At 72.5% G+C, this 17,350-nt stretch carries 16 protein-coding genes; 7 read left to right on the forward strand and 9 right to left on the reverse strand.

Features of this window, described 5'->3' with window-relative positions:
* The first annotated feature begins 6 nt into the window (after window positions 1-6).
* A complete protein-coding gene (locus OHA81_RS19320; protein ID WP_329197595.1) occupies window positions 7-510 on the forward strand; it encodes a DoxX family protein in 504 nt (167 codons plus the stop codon).
* On the opposite strand, the gene OHA81_RS19325 is transcribed toward OHA81_RS19320, so the two are convergent.
* Together OHA81_RS19325 and OHA81_RS19330 are read right to left on the reverse strand one after the other, a co-directional pair.
* Complete coding sequence (locus OHA81_RS19325) at window positions 456-680, reverse strand: hypothetical protein (RefSeq protein ID WP_329197597.1); 225 nt, start codon at window positions 678-680, stop codon at window positions 456-458. The two genes, OHA81_RS19320 and OHA81_RS19325, sit on opposite strands and share 55 nt — an antisense overlap.
* Complete coding sequence (locus tag OHA81_RS19330; RefSeq protein WP_329197599.1) at window positions 667-1,977, reverse strand: PspC domain-containing protein; 1,311 nt, start codon at window positions 1,975-1,977, stop codon at window positions 667-669. Before OHA81_RS19330 ends, OHA81_RS19325 begins: the two co-directional genes overlap by 14 nt.
* Window positions 1,978-2,108: 131 nt before the next feature.
* Here OHA81_RS19330 and OHA81_RS19335 point away from each other — a divergent pair, with 131 nt between their 5' ends.
* The 3 genes from OHA81_RS19335 to OHA81_RS19345 all read left to right on the forward strand — a co-directional run bounded on the left by OHA81_RS19335 (window position 2,109) and on the right by OHA81_RS19345 (window position 5,289).
* Window positions 2,109-3,398 carry a PspC domain-containing protein gene (locus OHA81_RS19335; RefSeq protein WP_329197601.1) on the forward strand — a complete coding sequence of 430 codons (1,290 nt, stop codon included), beginning with the start codon at window positions 2,109-2,111 and terminating at the stop codon, window positions 3,396-3,398.
* Window positions 3,395-4,084, forward strand: a complete 690-nt coding sequence (locus OHA81_RS19340; RefSeq protein ID WP_329197603.1) for a response regulator transcription factor — start codon at window positions 3,395-3,397, stop codon at window positions 4,082-4,084. Before OHA81_RS19335 ends, OHA81_RS19340 begins: the two co-directional genes overlap by 4 nt.
* Before the next feature lie 101 nt (window positions 4,085-4,185).
* On the forward strand, window positions 4,186-5,289 hold the full coding sequence (locus tag OHA81_RS19345; protein ID WP_329197605.1) for an alpha/beta hydrolase: 1,104 nt from the start codon (window positions 4,186-4,188) through the stop codon (window positions 5,287-5,289).
* Window positions 5,290-5,303: 14 nt separating this feature from the next.
* Here the strand turns inward: OHA81_RS19345 and OHA81_RS19350 are convergent, their stop codons facing one another.
* From OHA81_RS19350 to OHA81_RS19360, 3 genes are all read right to left on the reverse strand, one after another.
* Window positions 5,304-6,341 carry a C40 family peptidase gene (locus tag OHA81_RS19350; RefSeq protein WP_329197607.1) on the reverse strand — a complete coding sequence of 346 codons (1,038 nt, stop codon included), beginning with the start codon at window positions 6,339-6,341 and terminating at the stop codon, window positions 5,304-5,306.
* Window positions 6,342-6,439: 98 nt separating this feature from the next.
* Window positions 6,440-6,793, reverse strand: coding sequence for a hypothetical protein (locus tag OHA81_RS19355; protein WP_329197609.1), 354 nt, complete (start codon window positions 6,791-6,793; stop codon window positions 6,440-6,442).
* A 26-nt stretch (window positions 6,794-6,819) separates the two neighbouring features.
* Complete coding sequence (locus OHA81_RS19360; RefSeq protein WP_329197610.1) at window positions 6,820-7,773, reverse strand: alpha/beta fold hydrolase; 954 nt, start codon at window positions 7,771-7,773, stop codon at window positions 6,820-6,822.
* Between the two features lie 150 nt (window positions 7,774-7,923).
* Between OHA81_RS19360 and OHA81_RS19365 the strand changes: the two genes are divergently transcribed.
* Window positions 7,924-8,271: an ArsR/SmtB family transcription factor gene (locus OHA81_RS19365; RefSeq protein ID WP_329197612.1), complete on the forward strand. Its 348-nt coding sequence runs from the start codon at window positions 7,924-7,926 to the stop codon at window positions 8,269-8,271.
* Window positions 8,255-10,750: a DNA helicase PcrA gene (gene pcrA, locus OHA81_RS19370; RefSeq protein ID WP_329197613.1), complete on the forward strand. Its 2,496-nt coding sequence runs from the start codon at window positions 8,255-8,257 to the stop codon at window positions 10,748-10,750. Before OHA81_RS19365 ends, pcrA begins: the two co-directional genes overlap by 17 nt.
* A 59-nt stretch (window positions 10,751-10,809) precedes the next feature.
* On the opposite strand, the gene OHA81_RS19375 is transcribed toward pcrA, so the two are convergent.
* From OHA81_RS19375 to OHA81_RS19385, 3 genes are all read right to left on the reverse strand, one after another.
* Window positions 10,810-11,892, reverse strand: a complete 1,083-nt coding sequence (locus OHA81_RS19375; RefSeq protein WP_329197615.1) for a DNA polymerase III subunit beta family protein — start codon at window positions 11,890-11,892, stop codon at window positions 10,810-10,812.
* A gap of 144 nt (window positions 11,893-12,036) precedes the next feature.
* Window positions 12,037-13,773, reverse strand: a complete 1,737-nt coding sequence (locus tag OHA81_RS19380; RefSeq protein WP_329197617.1) for a M23 family metallopeptidase — start codon at window positions 13,771-13,773, stop codon at window positions 12,037-12,039.
* A gap of 88 nt (window positions 13,774-13,861) precedes the next feature.
* Window positions 13,862-14,689, reverse strand: a complete 828-nt coding sequence (locus tag OHA81_RS19385; RefSeq protein ID WP_329197619.1) for an alpha/beta fold hydrolase — start codon at window positions 14,687-14,689, stop codon at window positions 13,862-13,864.
* 260 nt (window positions 14,690-14,949) lie between these two features.
* On the opposite strand from OHA81_RS19385, the gene OHA81_RS19390 reads away from it, so the two are divergent.
* Window positions 14,950-15,354, forward strand: a complete 405-nt coding sequence (locus OHA81_RS19390; RefSeq protein ID WP_329197621.1) for a cobalamin B12-binding domain-containing protein — start codon at window positions 14,950-14,952, stop codon at window positions 15,352-15,354.
* A 133-nt stretch (window positions 15,355-15,487) separates the two neighbouring features.
* Here the strand turns inward: OHA81_RS19390 and OHA81_RS19395 are convergent, their stop codons facing one another.
* Window positions 15,488-17,107 (reverse strand): DUF5691 domain-containing protein, encoded by a 1,620-nt coding sequence (locus tag OHA81_RS19395; protein ID WP_329197623.1) that lies wholly within the window; start codon window positions 17,105-17,107, stop codon window positions 15,488-15,490.
* Window positions 17,108-17,350: the final 243 nt, after the last annotated feature.

Genomic DNA, 17,350 nt, shown 5'->3' on the forward strand with positions numbered 1-17,350 from the left:
TGGGGCGTGACCCGAACTGATGTTGCTTCCGCCGCCCCTTCCGGCCCGCGGGACCGCGCCGCCCGGTACGCGCTCCTCCCGCTGCGGATCTTCCTCGGCGTGACCTTCGTCTACGCGGGTCTGGACAAGCTGACCGACTCCGCGTTCCTGTCCGCCTCCGGCCCCGGTTCCATCGGCGAGCTGATGCACGGCGTACGGGACACCTCCGCGGTCCCCGCCCTGGTGGACCTGGCCCTCAACGCCCCCGTCGGCTTCGCCGCGGCCATCGGCGTCGGTGAACTGCTCGTCGGCCTCGGCGTCCTCGCGGGCCTGCTGACCCGGCTGGCGGCCACCGGCGGCGCGCTGATCTCGCTCAGCCTGTGGCTCACCGTCTCCTGGGCCGTCTCCCCGTACTACTACGGCAATGACCTGGCCTACCTGATGGCCTGGCTGCCGCTGGTCCTGGCCGGGGCGCCCTACTGGTCGCTGGACGCGCTGCTGCGCTCGCGCCGGTCGCGGCGCACGGCGTAGGTCACCAGACCGGCCAGGGCGGCCAGGGTGAAACCGCCGACCGTGAGCGGGACGACGGCGTACCACGGCGCGTCGGTCTCGCCGGTCGCGTCGAGCAGGTAGAGCACCCCGCCCGCGAGCAGCACCAGGCCCGCGATCAGCCGTCCAGGCTGGAACTCATGACGCCGCACGGGCCACCTCCACCTGTCCCACACCCGCGTCCAGGTGCAGCTCGATCGTTCCGCCGGCTTCGGTGCCGGCGGCCGGGGGCAGCGTCGCCCGCCGTGTCTCGCCACCGCTCTTGATCCGCACGTCCCGGCTCGACTCGCCGGGCAGCCGGATGTCGCCCACCCGGATCGAGATGTCCGTCTGCGCGGTGACCTCGCGGGGCACGACCACCTTGAGCCGGCCCGCGTCGATCGACGCCCGGATGCTCAGGGTGCTGCCCTTCGCCACGTCCAGGCGGCTCAGGTCCAAGGTGGCGAGCCCGGTCCCCGAGGTGTACTGCGGCCGTACGTCGGCCACCGCGGCCGGCCGCCACCGCACGTCGTGCCAGTCCGTACTCACGTCGCGGGGCAGCGCCGCCGCCCCCGCCAGCAGACCGGCGGTGATCAAGGACAGCAGGATCGTGCCGAAGCCGGTGCGGCCCTTGAGCGAGCTGACCGCGAGGCCCAGTCCGAAGACGGCCAGCGCCGCTGCCAGCCCGACCTGGAGGGCGTGCGAGAGGGTGCTGCCCTGCCACACCGCCGCGCAGGAACCCCCGCCCGCCAGCAGCGCCAGGACGAACACCCTGCCGCCGATCCCGCCCGACCGGACCGCCGCCCGGGAGGGGGACGCGGCGGCCGCCGGGGCCGGGCCGCTCGGGGCCGCGCTGTCGTCCGGCCCCCACAGGTAACCCGTCGAGCCGACGGGGCCGGTGGTGCCGTCCTTCACCAGCGGATCCCGCCACCAGGAAGGAGTGCCGGGCACGGGCGGCGCCTGGGTCTCGGGCGGCGGCACCGGCCGGTGCGCGGCCGCCGACCGCTGGGCCTCGGGCGAAGCCGGCTCCGGCGGCGCCGAGGCGCGGTGGCGCCGGGACCAGTAGGCGGCCCCGCCGAGCGCCAGCACCACGAGGATCGAGAAGATGCCGAGGCCGCCGTTGTCCAGCATCGACAGGAACAGCGCGCATCCGACCAGCGCCGCGAACAGCGCCGCGAGCGTCGCCCCCTCGACCCGGCCCGTGAGCAGCTTCTTCGCCTCGGAGTCCTCCTCGCCGTCCAGCGGGAGGAACAGCCAGGCGAACCCGTAGAAGATCAGGCCGACGCCTCCGGTGACCGCGAGCACACCGAGCACGATGCGGAAGACCACCGGGTCCAGGTCGAAATACCGGCCGAGACCGCCGCACACGCCCGCGAGGACCTTGTCGCGTTTGCTGCGGCGCAGCGCAGGACGCCCGTCCGGGGCGGCGGCCCCGGCATCCTGCGGCGGGGAGTCGTGTACTTCGGTCATGGGTCCATGTTGACGGGCCGCCCGGACCCCCGGCATCAGGCCCGACCCTGGCACAACCCTGATATCCCCCGGGTTGAACTGGGGGAACGCCCTGATGCCCCCGGACCTCCGGGCATGTGACCATCGGTGACATGCCCGTAGCCGCCGCCCCCCGCATCCCGAACGCGCCGAAGGACCCGGAGGACGCCCCGCACCGCAAGCTCTACCGCAGCGCCGACGGCCGGATGCTCGGTGGGGTCGCGCGCGGACTCGCCGGGCACCTCGGGCTGCCCGTGATCTGGGTCCGGCTCGTGTTCCTCGCCATGTTCATGTGGGGGGACGGCCTCGGCGTGCTGCTGTACGCCGCGTTCTGGGTCTTCGTACCGCTCGGCGTGGGCGGCCGCACCGGCCACCGCTCCTACTTCGAGACCCTCCCCGACGGCACCCGGCGGCTGCGCAAGCCCGACAAGGGCCAGGTCACCGCACTGGTCGCGCTGTGCGTGGGCGCCGCCATCTACTTCTCCCAGCTGCGCGTCGGCGGCTCCAACGGCCGCTACATCTGGCCGACGCTGCTGGTCGGCGCCGGGGTCGTCCTGGTGTGGCGGCAGGCCGACAACGCCCGCCGCGCCCACTGGAGCGCCGCCGCGGGCCGCCAGAAGCGCCTGCTCCAGGCCGGCCGGGCGCTCGCGGGGGTGGCACTCGTCGGAGTGGGCCTGACCGTCTTCATCGTCGTACGGGGCTCCGCCGCGCAGCTGGGCAACGTACTCACCGCCACGCTCGCCGTCCTCGTCGGCGTGGCCCTGCTCGCCGGGCCCTGGCTGATCCGGATGACCCAGGACCTCTCCGAGGAACGCCTGATGCGCATCCGCGCCCAGGAACGCGCCGAAGTCGCCGCCCACGTCCACGACTCGGTGCTGCACACCCTGACCCTGATCCAGCGCAACGCCGAGGACGTCGGCGAGGTGCGCCGCCTCGCCCGCGCCCAGGAACGCGAGCTGCGGAACTGGCTGTACAAGCCCGAGGGCACCGGCAAGGACGAGGCCGAGGAACCCGCCACCCTCGCGGAGGCCGTGAAGAAGACGGCCGCCGAGGTGGAGGACCACCACGGCGTCCCCATCGAGGTCGTCGTCGTCGGCGACTGCCCGCTCGACGAGAAGCTGGCCGCCCAGATCCAGGCCGCGCGCGAGGCGATGGTCAACGCCGCCAAGTACGGTGGCGACGGCGGGCCGGTACAGGTCTACGCGGAAGTCGAGGGCCGCACGGTGTTCGTCTCCGTACGGGACCGGGGGCCGGGCTTCGACATCGACGCGGTACCTGACGACCGCATGGGCGTACGAGAATCGATCATCGGCCGGATGCGGCGCCACGGCGGGACCGCACGGCTGCGGTCCGCGCCCGACGGCGGCACGGAAGTCGAGCTGGAGATGGAGAGGGCGGCATGACCGACGACAGCGGGGCGCAGCAGACCAGGAACGTCCGGGTGGTGCTCGTCGACGACCACCGGATGTTCCGCACCGGCGTGCAGGCCGAGATCGGCGACACCGCCCGGACCGGCGTCGAGGTCGTAGGCGAGGCGGCCGACGTGGACCAGGCCGTCACCGTCATCACCGCCACCCGCCCCGAGGTGGTGCTCCTCGACGTGCACCTGCCCGGCGGCGGCGGAGTGGAGGTGCTGCGGCGCTGCGCCCCGTTGATGGCGGCGGCCGAGAACCCGGTGCGGTTCCTGGCCCTGTCGGTGTCGGACGCCGCCGAGGACGTCATCGGGGTCATCCGCGGCGGTGCCCGCGGCTACGTCACCAAGACCATCACCGGCACCGACCTGGTGGACTCCGTCTTCCGCGTGCAGGACGGCGACGCGGTGTTCTCGCCGCGCCTCGCGGGCTTCGTGCTCGACGCGTTCGCCTCGACGGACGCCCCGCCGGTGGACGAGGACCTGGACCGGCTCACCCAGCGCGAGCGCGAGGTGCTGCGGCTGATCGCGCGCGGCTACGCGTACAAGGAGATCGCCAAGCAGCTGTTCATCTCCGTCAAGACGGTCGAATCGCACGTCTCCGCGGTCCTTCGCAAGCTCCAGCTCTCCAACCGGCACGAGCTGACCCGCTGGGCGACGGCCCGCCGCCTGGTCTGAGGGGCCCGCCGCCGGGCGGTCCTCCGCCGCGGCGGCTGTGATCAACGACGCACCGGGGAACGGGAACCCCGGTGCGTCCGCCGCGCCTCTTGGCAGGCGTGATGAGCTTGACCGGCACCCCCCTGTTCGCCACGGCGATCGCCCTGACCGTGCTCGCCGTACTGCTGCCGCTGCTGCTGTGGGGCAGGGCGCGCGGGCCGGTCCTCGTACGCGTCGCCACGCGCTGCCTGATGGTGGCCTTCGCCCAGCTCACCGCCGTCGCGCTGGTGTTCGTCGCGGTGAACCGGCAGGAGACCTTCTACGCCTCCTGGAGCGATCTGCTGGGCACCGGCAGCTACGTCACCGCCGCCCCCGACCTCGGCGCGGACGGGCTCGGCGGCAAGAAGGTCGAGGCCGAGCCGAAGGTGCGCCAGGACTTCCAGCCGGTCGAGGGACTCGGCGGCCGCGTCAGGAAGACCGAGCTCGACGGCAAGGTCTCCGGGGTCAAGGGCGACGTCATGGTGTGGCTGCCGCCCCAGTACGACGACCCCGCCTTCAAGGACAAGAAGTTCCCCGTGGTCGAGCTGATCCCGGGCATACCGGGAACGGGCAAGTCCTGGTTCCAGGGCCTCAAGGCGCACGAGGTACTGGAACCGCTGATGAAGAGCGGCAAGGTGCAGCCGTTCGTCCTGGTCTCGCCGCGCGCCATGCTGCTCGGCAACGCGGACACCGGCTGCGCGAACATCCCGGGCAAGGTCAACGCCGACAGTTGGTTCAGCGTCGACGTCCGCAAGATGGTCACCGACAACTTCCGGGTCTCGGCGGAGCCCCGCACCTGGGGCGTCGCCGGGTATTCGGCCGGCGCGTACTGCGCCGCCAAGCTGGCGATCAACCACCCGGACCGGTACGGCGCGGCCGTGTCCCTGTCCGGCTACAACGACCCGGGCCAGGAGCCCTCGTCGCTGATCGCCAAGGACCCGGAGCTGCGCCGCACCCACAACCTCAAGAACGTGCTGACGGCCGCGCCCGCGCCGCCGGCCGTGTCGCTGTGGATGTCGGGGGCCGAGCAGGACGGCTACCTGTCCGGCCTGGACCTCCAGGCGATCGCGAAGAGCCCGACCACCGTGCACGCGGAGCGGGTGACCGGGGGCCACAACCTCGACTCGTGGTCCAAGCAGATCCCGCAGACCTTCGGCTGGCTGAGCAAGACGGTCAAGGCGCCGTAGGACCCGGCCGTCGGCTACGCGGGGCGGGCCGCCCCGGCCCAGGGCATCGAGTCGATGGGGGCGACGCGGACCGTCGCGCCGGGGTGCGGGGCGTGGATCATCTTGCCGTCGCCGATGTAGAGGCCCACGTGCGTGATGCCGGAGTAGAAGAACACCAGGTCGCCGGGGGCCAGCCGGTCGCGGGAGACGCGCTGTCCGGCGTTGATCTGGGTGTAGGTGGTGCGGGGCAGCGAGACCCCGGCCGCGCCCCAGGCCGCCTGGGTCAGGCCCGAGCAGTCGAAGGAAGCCGGTCCGGTGGCGCCCCACACGTACGGCTTGCCGACGGCCCCGTACGCGAACGCCACCGCGCGGGCGGCGCGGCTCCCGTCCCCCACCGGGACGGACGACGGGCTCTGCGGTCCGGAGGCGGGCGCGGACTGCGCCTCGTAGGCGGCCCGTTCCTCGGCGGTGAGCTTGTCCAGCAGCCGCTCGGCGGCGTTCAGCTTGCCCTCGACGGCGGCCTTGGCGGCGGCGAGTTCGTCCTGGCGCGCCCGCAGGTCCGCGAGCCGCCCGGCCGCCTGGTCGCGCACCCGGTCGGCCTCGTCGAGCCCGCGGCGTACGGAGGCCACCTCCGCGGCCGTGCGGTTGCCGGTCCGGGCGAGGAACGCGGCCCGGTCGAGGTACTCCTGCGGGTTCCCGGACATCGCCAGTTGGACGGCGGGCCCCAGACCGCCGCTGCGGTACTGGCCGGCGGCGAGCGCACCGAGCGCGCTGCGGGCCGCGTTCAGGCGGTCGGCCTTGCGGGCGGCCTCGTCGCGCAGGCCCGACAGCGCGCGCTCGGCCTCGTCGGCCTTCACCTTCGCCCCGTTGTACTGCTCCGTTGCCGCTTCGGCGTCCTGGTAGAGCCGGTCCACCTCCGCCTTGACCTGGGTGGGCGTCTGGCGGGGCTCGGCCTGCGAGGTGCCTTCGAAGGCGGTGGCGGTGGCAGCGCCCGCAAGGGCGAGGGTGGTGGCCGCGGTCCGTACGGGGCCGCCGGAGAGCGGGCGCTGCCTGGGCTTTCGATGACTGGCCACGGGGGCGTCACGTCCTTCCGTTGGTCTTGGGGGAGGACGCTAAGCCTGGAGGTAACGGAGAGATGACGGGATGCTCCGAACTGACCGTTAGTGAACGGTCAGTGCCAGAGGACGGCGATAAAGATATTGGCCATGGTCAGACCGCCGACCGCGCCGAACAACGCCTTGTCCACCCGCTCCTCGTCGCGCTTGACGTAGACCAGCGCCAGGACGACGAACAGGACCGCCAGCTTCACACCGATCTTGACGTTGTCGACGGTGCCGCCGTCCATCTCGCGGAAGCCCACCAGCAGCACGCCGGTCACCAGCATCGTCAGCGCGCCGTGCAGCATCGCGGGCACGAAGCGGGCGGTGCCGGCGCCCATCGCCTTCATCTGCGTGAGGAAACCGCCGAGGAGCGAGGCTATGCCGATGATGTGAAGGCCGAGGAAAACGCTGATCAGTACGTCCATGGCGTCGAGCGTACGGGGGCTCCCGGTCACCCCAGGAAGCGGGTCAGCTGCTCCACGACGGCCTCCGGCCGCTCCTCCGGCAGGTAGTGGCCGCTGCCGTCGACGCGGACGACGCGGGTGTCGGTCCCGAGGGCGGGAACGGCCGTGACCAGGCTCTCGTAGTTGCTGTACTCGCCGCCGAGGGCCAGGAGCGGCGCGGTCACCGGGTCGTACGTCGCGAGGTCGGCGATGTCCTGGGTGAAGGTCCGGTACCAGTCGTTGGCCGCCCGCACGGCCTCCGGTGCATCGTAGGCGCGGGCGTACACCGCGCGGGCGTGCGCGTCGACGGAGTCGGGGTCGGCGCAGGCGTGGTCGAAGAGCCAGTCCAGCAGGACGCGGGAGCGGCCGGCGAGCAGCTGCTCGGGCAGGCCGTGGACCTGGTTGAAGGCGAACCACCACTTGTGGAACACCCCTTGTCGCGGGAGCAGGGTCTCGTGGGCCCAGCTCTCCTCGGGGTGGGACACGTCCAGGAGGGCGATCTTGCGGGTCGCCCCGGGGTGGTTGGCGGCGTGCGCGTAGGCCACCATCGCGCCGATGTCGTGGCCGACGACGTGCGCGGAGCCGATGCCGAGCCGGCCGAGCAGCGCGTGGAGGTCGTGGGCCAGGGTCTTCTTGTCGTAGCCGGCCGCGGGCTTGGCGGAGCCGCCCATGCCGCGCAGGTCGACGGCGAGCACGCGATAGCGGGCGGCGAGAGCGGGCAGCACCTTGCGCCACTGCCACCAGGTCTGCGGCCAGCCTCCGAGGAGCACGAGCGGATCGCCGCTGCCGCCCTGGACGTAGTGCAGGCGGGTGCCGTTGACGTCGGCGTGGTGGCTGGTGAAGCCGCCGTCGAGGGAGGCGGCGAGGGCGGCGTCGGACAGGGGGTCGGACAGGGCGTCGGGCGTGGCGGCGTCGGGCGTGGCGTGGGTCATGGCGGCGTCGGGCACGGCGGCGTCGGTCATGGGGGTCCTTCCGGAGCGCGGGTGACGGACAACGGGGCAACGGGGCAATGGCAACCGTTCGAATATTTCGTACGGTCGCCGTGGGTGCGACTGTACGAGATGTTCGAACGGTCCGGCAAGGTCCTTACGACATCTGCGTACAGTTGGGCCATGGCTGCCGCTGCTGAGCTGACCCACCCCGCCGCCGAGGACCTCGAGATCACCGAGGTCCTCGCGGCCCTCGGGCATCCCGTCCGGCTGGAGATCGTCCGCAAGCTCGCGTCCGGCGGGGAGGCGTTCTGCGGCGAGGTGGCGCCGGACCTGCCCCGGTCGAGCGTGACGCACCACCTCAAGACGCTCCGCGAGAGCGGCGTGATCTGCCAGCGCCCGCAGGGCCGCAAGCTCTACCTCACGCTGCGCCGGGCCGACCTGGACCTGCGTTTCCCCGGTCTGCTGGAACTCGTACTGGCTTGTCGGTCCCGGCCTCTAGACTCGGAAAGCGATGAGCAGCCTCTTTGACGACAGTTTCCTGGCGGACCTCACCCCCTCCGACGAGGTCCCCCCGCCACCCGAGGACCACCCCGCCCCCGAGCCGGGCGCGGACGACCTCTTCGGGGGCCGGTTCGACGTGCCCATGACCGGGGACGCCTACTACCGCAACGGGGCGCCCAAGCCGGTCATCGACCCGGCGGCGCTCCTGGAGGGGCTGAACGCGGAGCAGCGCGCCGCCGTGGTGCACGCGGGCTCCCCGCTGCTCATCGTGGCCGGCGCCGGCTCCGGCAAGACCCGGGTGCTGACCCACCGCATCGGGCACCTGCTGGCCGCGCGCGGGGTCCACCCCGGTCAGATCCTGGCGATCACCTTCACCAACAAGGCCGCCGGCGAGATGAAGGAGCGCGTCGAAGGCCTCGTCGGCCCCCGCGCGAACGCCATGTGGGTCTCCACCTTCCACAGCGCGTGCGTCCGCATCCTGCGCCGCGAGTCCAAGCGCCTCGGTTTCACCTCGTCCTTCTCGATCTACGACGCGGCCGACTCGAAGCGCCTGATGGCGCTCGTCTGCCGGGACCTCGACCTGGACCCGAAGAAGTTCCCGCCGAAGGCCTTCAACGCCAAGATCTCGAACCTCAAGAACGAGCTGATCGACGAGGAAGCCTTCGCCGACCAGGCCGTGGACGGCTTCGAGAAGACCCTGGCGCAGGCGTACGCGATGTACCAGGGACGGCTGCGCGAGGCGAACGCGCTCGACTTCGACGACATCATCATGACCACCGTCCACCTGCTCCAGGCGTTCCCGGACGTCGCCGAGCACTACCGGCGCCGCTTCCGGCACGTCCTGGTGGACGAGTACCAGGACACCAACCACGCCCAGTACACGCTGGTGCGCGAGCTCGTGGGCACCGGATACCCGGACCTGCCGCCCGCCGAGCTGTGCGTCGTGGGTGACGCCGACCAGTCGATCTACGCCTTCCGCGGCGCGACCATCCGCAACATCCTCCAGTTCGAGGAGGACTATCCGAACGCGACGACGATCCTGCTGGAGCAGAACTACCGCTCCACCCAGACGATCCTCTCCGCCGCCAACGCGGTCATCGAACGCAACGAGAACCGCCGCGCGAAGAACCTGTGGACCGAGGCCGGGACCGGCGCCGTCATCACCGGCTACGTCGCGGACACCGAGCACGACGAGGCCCAGTTCGTCGCCGACGAGATCGACCGGCTGACGGACGCCGGCGACGCCAAGGCGGGCGACGTCGCGATCTTCTACCGGACCAACGCGCAGTCGCGCGTGTTCGAGGAGATCTTCATCCGCGTCGGCCTCCCCTACAAGGTCGTCGGCGGCGTCCGCTTCTACGAGCGCAAGGAGGTCCGCGACGTCCTCGCGTACCTGCGCGTGCTGGCGAACCCCGAGGACAACGTCCCGCTCCGCCGCATCCTCAACGTCCCCAAGCGCGGCATCGGCGAGCGCGCGGAGGCGATGATCGACGCCCTCGCGATGCGCGAGAAGATCACCTTCCCGCAGGCGCTGCGGCGGGTGGACGAGGCCTTCGGCATGGCCGCGCGTTCCACCAACGCCGTCAAGCGCTTCAACGCGCTGATGGAGGAGCTGCGTACGATCGTCGAGTCCGGCGCGGGCCCCGCGGTGGTACTGGAAGCGGTGCTGGAGCGTACGGGCTACCTCGCCGAACTCCAGGCGTCGACCGACCCGCAGGACGAGACGCGGATCGAGAACCTCCAGGAACTCGCGGCGGTGGCACTCGAATTCGAGCAGGCCCGTGAGGGCGACGACGCCGCCGGGACATCGGCGGCCGGCGCCACGGGCGGCACGCTCGCCGAGTTCCTGGAACAGGTCGCGCTCGTCGCCGACTCCGACCAGATCCCGGACGAGGACGAGGACGGTTCTGGCGTCATCACGCTGATGACCCTGCACACGGCGAAGGGCCTGGAGTTCCCGGTGGTCTTCCTGACCGGCATGGAGGACGGGGTCTTCCCGCACATGCGCGCGCTCGGCCAGACCAAGGAACTGGAGGAGGAGCGACGCCTCGCGTACGTGGGCATCACCCGGGCGCGCGAGCGGCTCTACCTGACCCGCTCCTCGATGCGCAGCGCATGGGGCACCCCCTCGTACAACCCGCCCTCGCGCTTCCTGGAGGAGATCCCGCCGGAGTACCTGCAGTGGAAGCGGACGGGCGCGTCCCAGAAGCCGGCCGGTCCCCTGCGTGGTTCCGGCGGCGGCAAGGCCTCGTTCGGGACCTCGCCCGAGGCGTTCCTGTCCTCGTCGCGTACGAAGGCGGGCCCCTCGGGGTTCGCGACGCGCCGGGCCGCCGACAAGCCGGTCGTCGCGCTGACCGTCGGAGACCGGGTCACGCACGACCAGTTCGGTCTCGGCACCGTCATGGAGGTCCGGGGAGCGGGCGCCGACGCGCAGGCGACGATCGACTTCGGGGACGACAAGCCGAAGCGACTGCTGCTGCGCTACGCGCCGGTGCAGAAGCTGTAGCGCGCCGGGGCTCCGCCGGGTCCCCGGCTCCACGGGACCCGGGGACCCTGAGGCGCGGGTCAGTCGTCCAGGCGGAACGGCATCAGCAGGGAGAACGTGTCCTCGCTGTCGCTCCGGCGGATCGCCAGGGGCGCCGTCGGCGCGCCGAACTCCAGGACCAGCCGGTCCCGGGCTCCGGCGGCGAGGGCGTGCAGCAGGAACTCGCGGTTGACGGCGACCTGGTCCCGGTCGTCGTCACCGTCTTCGCACACGGTGACCACGCCGTCGGCCGCCACCTTGAGCACGGTCAGCTCGCAGGGCACGCCGTCCGGCTCCCGCACCACGCCCGCGCGGACGGGGCCGGTTTCCACCGCCTCGCGGAGGGCCGGGACGTCGACGAGGGCCCGCCGGCCCGCCGGCAGGCGAACGAGGCGACGGTAGTCGGGAAAGTCGTGGTCGAGGCGTCGGCCGGCCACTTCACGGTCCGCCGTCTCCAGGGCCACGCGGTCTGCGTCCACGGTGAGTTCGGCGGAGGCGTCGTCACCGAGCAGCGCCCGCATCGCGTCGGCGAGCGGGGACGGCACGACGACCTGCACTCGGGGGCCGCCGTGGCCGGCGGTACGGGCCGCTGCGACAGCCATCCGGTACCGGTCGGTGGCCACGACACGGAGTCCGTCGCCCTCGATGTCGAACAGGACGCCGCCGAGCACCGGCAGTTCCGGGTCGCTGCCGACGGCGAAGCGCACCGCGTCCAGGGCGGCGGCCAGTTCGGGTGCGGAGACGGTCAGCCGGATCGGGGCGGTGTGGAGCGAAGCCATCGGGTTCTCCCTGTTTTCGAGTAGCGCTCGGATCGTGGAGAACTCGTTGCGGGCGTCGGACAGCCCCAGTTCGAGACGGCGCAGATGCGCCTGGAGCAGCCGGCGTACCAAGTCGGTGTCCCTGCCGGACCATCCGGCCAGGACGAGCCGGATGTCGGCCAGCGGCATACCGGTACGGCGCAGCCGGGCCAGCAACCGGGACTCTTCGAGCTGCTCCGGGCCGTACCAGCGGTAGCCGGTCACCGGATCCACCCGCGCCGGTACCAGAACGCCGGCGCCGTCGTAGAACCGCAGGGCGCTCACGCCCAGTCCGCTGTCGCGGGCCATCTCGCCGATACTGCGCATCTCGTTCTCCACACCCGGGACTGTGGGCCCTGGACCAAGTCGAGGGTCAACAGCGGGCCGAGGCGGAGTGTGCCGAGGCAGGGAGCGCTGAGGCAGGGAGCGCTGAGCTACGGAGTTGCCGGGGGCGGGGACCGGGACCCGCGCTTACGTCGGGTCGAGACCGTGGCTGCGCAGCCACGCCTGGGGGTCGATCGGCGATCCGGCGCCGGGGCGCACCTCGAAGTGGAGGTGCGGACCGGTGGAGTTGCCGGAGTTGCCGGAGTACGCGATGACGTCACCGGCCTTGACCTTGCCGGACCGGATCTTGGTGCTGCTGAGGTGGCAGTACCAGGTCTCGGTGCCGTCGGGCGAGGTCACTATGGCCATGTTCCCGTAAGCGCTGTTCCACTGGGTGCGCACGGTGCCGTCGGTGGCGGCCATGACCGGAGTGCCGTAGGAGACCGGGAAGTCGATGCCGGTGTGCACGGACATCCACATGCCGCCGGCCTGCCCGAACCCGGCGCTCAGGCCGTGCTGGGTGACCGGAATGGCGAACTTGGGGCGGGCGGCCTCCTTGGCCGCGGCCTCCTCGGCCCGCTTCTTCTTCTCCTCTTCCTGACGCTGCCTCAGGTCCAGGCGTTCCTGGGTGCGGCTCGCGCGGTCCGCGAAGTCGCCGGCGTCCGCGCTGAGGGCGGTGAGCTGGGTGTCGAGCTTGTTGTTCGCCGCGACGGGTTTCACCGAGGCCGGGTCGGCCGCGGCCATCGTGGTGGTGTCCTGGGCGGGCTTGTCGGTGCCGGTGAGCCCGCCGACCGAGGCGGCCGCGACTCCCGCGACCCCCATGACGCAGGCCGAGGGAACGGCGACGGTCAGGAGGGCGGAACGCTTCGCCGGGGTGCGGCGACGGCTACTGCCGCCCGAAGCCTTGGAGTTGCCGGACTTCGCGCCGCTCGTCTTCGCGCTGCCGGACTTCCCGGTCCCGCTCTTCGCGCTCCCGCTCTTCGCGCTCCCGGCCCGGCGTGAGGCGCGCGGCTCAGCCGGCGTCGCACCGGGCGTGACCGGCATGGTCTGCGTGGCCATGGCGTGCACGCCGGCCGACGGCTCCGGCGCGTCATCGTCGGAGAGGGCCTCGAAGACGGCGGTCTCGGCGGCGTGGATGTCGGCGGTATCGGCGGTATCGGCGTGGAGACCTGCGGTGTCAGGGGCGCCGTCCTCCGGCATGACCACCGGGACGACGCTGGTCGCCTCGTACGCGTAGGTCTCGTAGCCGTGGTGGGCCGCGTGGAGCGACGTGTCGTCGTATCCGCCGTCGCCGTGGCCGGTGTTCCAGGCGGTGGCGTCGTAGGCGCCGGTGTCCTGCTGCCCGTACGCGGTGAAGGTGTTCCACTGCGCGGTCTGGTCGACGGTCTGCTCGGCGGTCTGCTCGGCGCCCGCCGACTCGTAGCCGAAGGAAGTCGGCTGGTACTCGGCGGTGTTCGCGCCGTTCCAGGCGTTGGCGTCCCACTGGCCCGTGGTGTCCTCGGGCATGGCCTGGCTGGGGACGGTGGAGAGGTAACTCTCCTGGCCCGTCCACGCGGTGGCGTCGTAGGTGCCGGTCGACTGGTACGAACCGTAGGCGTCATACGCCGCGGAAGCACCGTAGTTGTAGCCCTGGCCCTGCGTTTCATAGGAAACGTAGGCCTGGTCACCAGCGAAAGTGGTGGTGGAGAGGCCGTCGTACCCGTTTTCGGGGTACTGGCCCGACGAGGGGCGGTCGTTCACCAACTTCTCTTTCGCCTCGGCAGTGGGGGCCTGGGTGGCCGGGGAATGAGAGGTTCCCCGGAGGAGAGCAGTGGCGCGACTGTACCCGGCGGTTACTGGCGACGACAATCTTCGAAGGGTTTCGGCCTCACGGGAACCGGGCATTCGGCTGTCTTTCGGTCGACTGAACACCGAGCCTTGGCCTTGAGTTCGATATGCGTTCGACTCCGCGCCGTGTGGCGTTGCCCGTACCTCAGATGGCGATGCGGCGCACTTCGGCACCGTCGGTGCCGGACGACGGGCGGGCGAGCGGGGCGTCCAGAGTGCGCCTGATCGCATTGATGACGGTGGGGTGGACCGGGAGCGCCAGGTGGCCGATGCCGGTGACCAGCACGTTCTCGGCGATCAGGTCGGGGTGGTCGAGGCGGGCCGTCCCCGGCGGCGACATCAGCCCGTCGAACTCGCTCCAGAAGGCCACGCAACGGGTCCGGCAGCCCGGAGCGGGTGCGCCCAGTTCCGCCATGACCTCGGAGCCCGGCCGCATCTGGCGGACCAGCGGGTGGGCGTCCATGAAGGGCGCCACGATGGTGCCGGCGTGCGGGGTACCGAGCGTGACGAGGGTGCGCACGTGGGCGTCGCCGCCGAGCCGCTGGATGTAGTACCGGGCGACCAGGCCGCCGAGGCTGTGGCCGACCAGGTCGATCCGCTCCTGCCCGGTGCGCTCGCACAGCTCCCCGACACGACGGGCCAGCTGTCGGGCGGTGTCGCGGAGGTCGCGGGTGAACGGAGAGTAGTTGTACGTCTCCACCCGGCGCAGGCCGTCCGACGCGAGGGCGCGGCGCAGCAGGACGAATACCGAGCGGTTGTCGGTGAAGCCGTGCAGCAGCAGCACCGGGGGGCGCTGCCCGGCGGCCCCGGCCGCGGTGTCGGCGGCGAGCCGCTCCGCGAGAACCCCGGTGGGGTACAGGAGCAGGTGCCCGCTGAGCACCACCGCCTCCAGGACGGCTGCCCGAAGGGCCGCCGGCGACCGGAAGGCGGCGAGCGGTAAGGGTACGGATATCGGCGTGATCGACAGCCCCATGGCGGCCTCCGGGCCTCTTGGGTACTGGGCCGTACCGCCGACGGCCCGCCTCCGTGCCGTGCGGCTGACGGCGCGGTGGCGGGACGACTCGGTGCGGCTCCACCGTGGCGTATCCGCCGGCATGAACCAGTTGGTGGGGGCGGTGAACCAGTGGCAGTGGCTCCACGCTCCCTCTGTGTGATTTCCCCCTCCTGCTTGACTGTGAAACGGGCTGGTGCGCGATGCTGTACTTAACGTTCGTTCACTCGGGAGGCAGTGCGATGGGTGTGACCGGTCCGATCCGTGTGGTGGTGGCCAAGCCGGGTCTCGACGGCCACGACCGCGGGGCCAAGGTGATCGCGCGTGCGCTGCGGGACGCGGGCATGGAAGTCATCTACACGGGCCTGCACCAGACCCCCGAGCAGATCGTGGACACCGCGATCCAGGAGGACGCCGACGCGATCGGCCTCTCGATCCTCTCGGGCGCCCACAACACGCTGTTCGTGCGGGTGCTGGAGCTGTTGAAGGAGCGTGACGCGGAGGACATCAAGGTCTTCGGCGGCGGCATCATCCCCGAGGACGACATCGCCCCCCTCAAGGACAAGGGCGTGGCGGAGATCTTCACTCCGGGCGCCACCACCACCGCGATCGTGGACTGGGTCAACGCGAACGTCCGCCAGCACTGAGCCGCCGGCCCTGGGCCCGGCGGTGCTGAGCCCGGCGGCCCAGTGCCCGGCGGTGCTGAGCTGGCCGGTGCTCCGCCCCGGTGGCGGGCCCCGCCCGGGTGGCGTACCCCGCCCGGCGCGGGCGCGGCCGGGCTCAGGACGGCGGTGTCAGCTCCGCCAGCATGGTCGCGCGGAGGTGGAGGGTGGAGGCCAGGCGCTGGAAGGCCTCCTCCCAGTACGCCGCCGCGCCGGGGGAGACCTCGACGGTGTCCCCGGGCGCCCTGGTCAGGGCCTCCAGCCGTGAGGCGTCCGCAGGGTCCAGGCAGCGTTCCGCGAGGCCCATCACCCCGCTGAAGCTCCACGGGTAGCTGCCCGCCTGCCGGGCCGCGTCGAGCGCGTCCACCACGGCCAGGCCCAGCGCCCCCGCCCACGGCACCACGCACACCCCGAGCAGCTGGAACGCTTCCGACAGCCCGTGTGCCCGTACGAATTCCGCCACCCATTCGGCCCGCTCCCCGTCCGGCAGGACCGACAGCAGCTTCGCCCGTTCCGCCAGCGACGCCGTGCCCGGGCCGGCCGCGGGCGGGGCCGAGGCCGAGCCGAGCAGCGCCTTCGACCACTGCGGGTCACGCTGGCGCACCGCCGCCCGGCACCACGCCGCATGCAGTTCCTCAGCCCAGCCGTCGCCCACGGGCAGGGCCACTATCGCCGCCGGGTCGAGCCCCCCGAACCGCTCCCGCCAGCGGGACAGCGGAGCCGCCTCCACCAGCTGGCCCAGCCACCAGGCCCGCTCCCCGCGCCCCGCGGGCGGCCGCTTGACCACGCCGTCCCGCAGCATCCCCGCGTCGCACTCCGTCGGGGGGTCGATCCCCTCCGGCCCCACGCAGGCCAGCGCCCGCTCCGCCATCCGCCCCGCCAGCGCGGAACCCGTCAGCGCCGACAGCAGCTCGGCCGCCGTCGCCCGGACGTTGCGGCTGCGGTCGCCCAGGGCCGCCTCCAGGAACGGCTCGTCCAGATCGGACAGCCCCACCCTCAGCGAGTCCAGGAACATCAGCCGGTCCTCGGCCCGTTCGGCGGTCCAGGTGGTGGTGAGCAGGGCGGTCGCGGCGGCCGGGTCGTGCGCCCGTACGGCACCCAGGAGAGCCACCCGCTCGGCGAACAGGCCCTCCTGCCCGAGCCGTTCGACCCCCTCGCGGTCCTCCGGGCCGGGCAGCTCCGGCGTGCCGGCCGCGCCGCCGCGCAGCGCGAACCGCCAGTCCGGATTCAGCCGGGCCAGCCACAGTCCCCGGCTCCCGGCCAGGGCCAGTGCGTGCGGCCGGAGGTCGGTACGGGCCTTGGCCGCGTCCAGCAGCGCCGGGGCCAGCGCTGCCGGAGCGCGGTAGCCGTGCCGTACGGCGGCGGCCAGCCACTGCGGCAGCAGCTCCGTCAGATCCGGGGCGGCCCCCCGCCGCCCGCCCGAGCCGCCCGCGCCGCGGCCGGCCAGCAGTTGCGTGAACCGCCGCCGGGCCGCTTCCGGCGGTTCGGGGCGCGGATCGCGCGGCGCCGGCTCGGGGCGCTCCTGCGCCTGCGCGGGCCGCAGCCCGGCCCGGCGCCGCAGCGTCTGGACGGCCGCTTCGTCCAACAGCGCCCGAGGTGAGCCGCCCCGGCGCCGTTCGGTGCCGAGCAGTGCGGCACCGACCAGCCCGTCCCAGTCGGCGTACGCCTCCTGCCCCTGCTGCCCCGCGTGTCCCTCGTGCGCCGTGCGTCCGGTGCGCTCCGCCCCAGCCGTCTCCATCGGACCCCTCCCTCGTGTCGTGCCGTGCGGTGCTCCGGTCCCGCCCCCTCCGCGGGACCGGAGCACAATGGTGAAATGTCGTCTCAAATCGCGCGTCAGCTGGCGTGGTTGTCGTTCATCGAAGCCCCCCGGCTCATCTCGGTCCTGCACGACGGCGCCCCCGCGCCGCCGTTCCCTCCCCAGCGCCGACGCTCCCCCGCGTCGCCCGCCTCTTGCTGTGCCCGCGCCGGTCGCGCCGACCCG

It is taken from the genome of Streptomyces sp. NBC_00667 (assembly GCF_036226825.1).
In the GTDB taxonomy this organism is placed as follows: Bacteria; Actinomycetota; Actinomycetes; order Streptomycetales; family Streptomycetaceae; genus Streptomyces.

Bases quoted from the DNA above. Each gene is read 5' to 3' on its own strand.
- pcrA (WP_329197613.1), top strand. From the start codon at position 8,255: ATGAGCAGCCTCTTTGACGACAGTTTCCTGGCGGACCTCACCCCCTCC.
- OHA81_RS19335 (WP_329197601.1), top strand. From the start codon at position 2,109: ATGCCCGTAGCCGCCGCCCCCCGCATCCCGAACGCGCCGAAGGACCCG.
- OHA81_RS19330 (WP_329197599.1), bottom strand. From the start codon at position 1,977: ATGACCGAAGTACACGACTCCCCGCCGCAGGATGCCGGGGCCGCCGCC.
- OHA81_RS19340 (WP_329197603.1), top strand. From the start codon at position 3,395: ATGACCGACGACAGCGGGGCGCAGCAGACCAGGAACGTCCGGGTGGTG.
- OHA81_RS19380 (WP_329197617.1), bottom strand. From the start codon at position 13,773: ATGCCCGGTTCCCGTGAGGCCGAAACCCTTCGAAGATTGTCGTCGCCA.
- OHA81_RS19345 (WP_329197605.1), top strand. From the start codon at position 4,186: ATGAGCTTGACCGGCACCCCCCTGTTCGCCACGGCGATCGCCCTGACC.
- OHA81_RS19395 (WP_329197623.1), bottom strand. From the start codon at position 17,107: ATGGAGACGGCTGGGGCGGAGCGCACCGGACGCACGGCGCACGAGGGA.
- OHA81_RS19390 (WP_329197621.1), top strand. From the start codon at position 14,950: ATGGGTGTGACCGGTCCGATCCGTGTGGTGGTGGCCAAGCCGGGTCTC.
- OHA81_RS19355 (WP_329197609.1), bottom strand. From the start codon at position 6,793: ATGGACGTACTGATCAGCGTTTTCCTCGGCCTTCACATCATCGGCATA.
- OHA81_RS19385 (WP_329197619.1), bottom strand. From the start codon at position 14,689: ATGGGGCTGTCGATCACGCCGATATCCGTACCCTTACCGCTCGCCGCC.
- OHA81_RS19375 (WP_329197615.1), bottom strand. From the start codon at position 11,892: ATGCGCAGTATCGGCGAGATGGCCCGCGACAGCGGACTGGGCGTGAGC.
- OHA81_RS19360 (WP_329197610.1), bottom strand. From the start codon at position 7,773: ATGACCGACGCCGCCGTGCCCGACGCCGCCATGACCCACGCCACGCCC.
- OHA81_RS19365 (WP_329197612.1), top strand. From the start codon at position 7,924: ATGGCTGCCGCTGCTGAGCTGACCCACCCCGCCGCCGAGGACCTCGAG.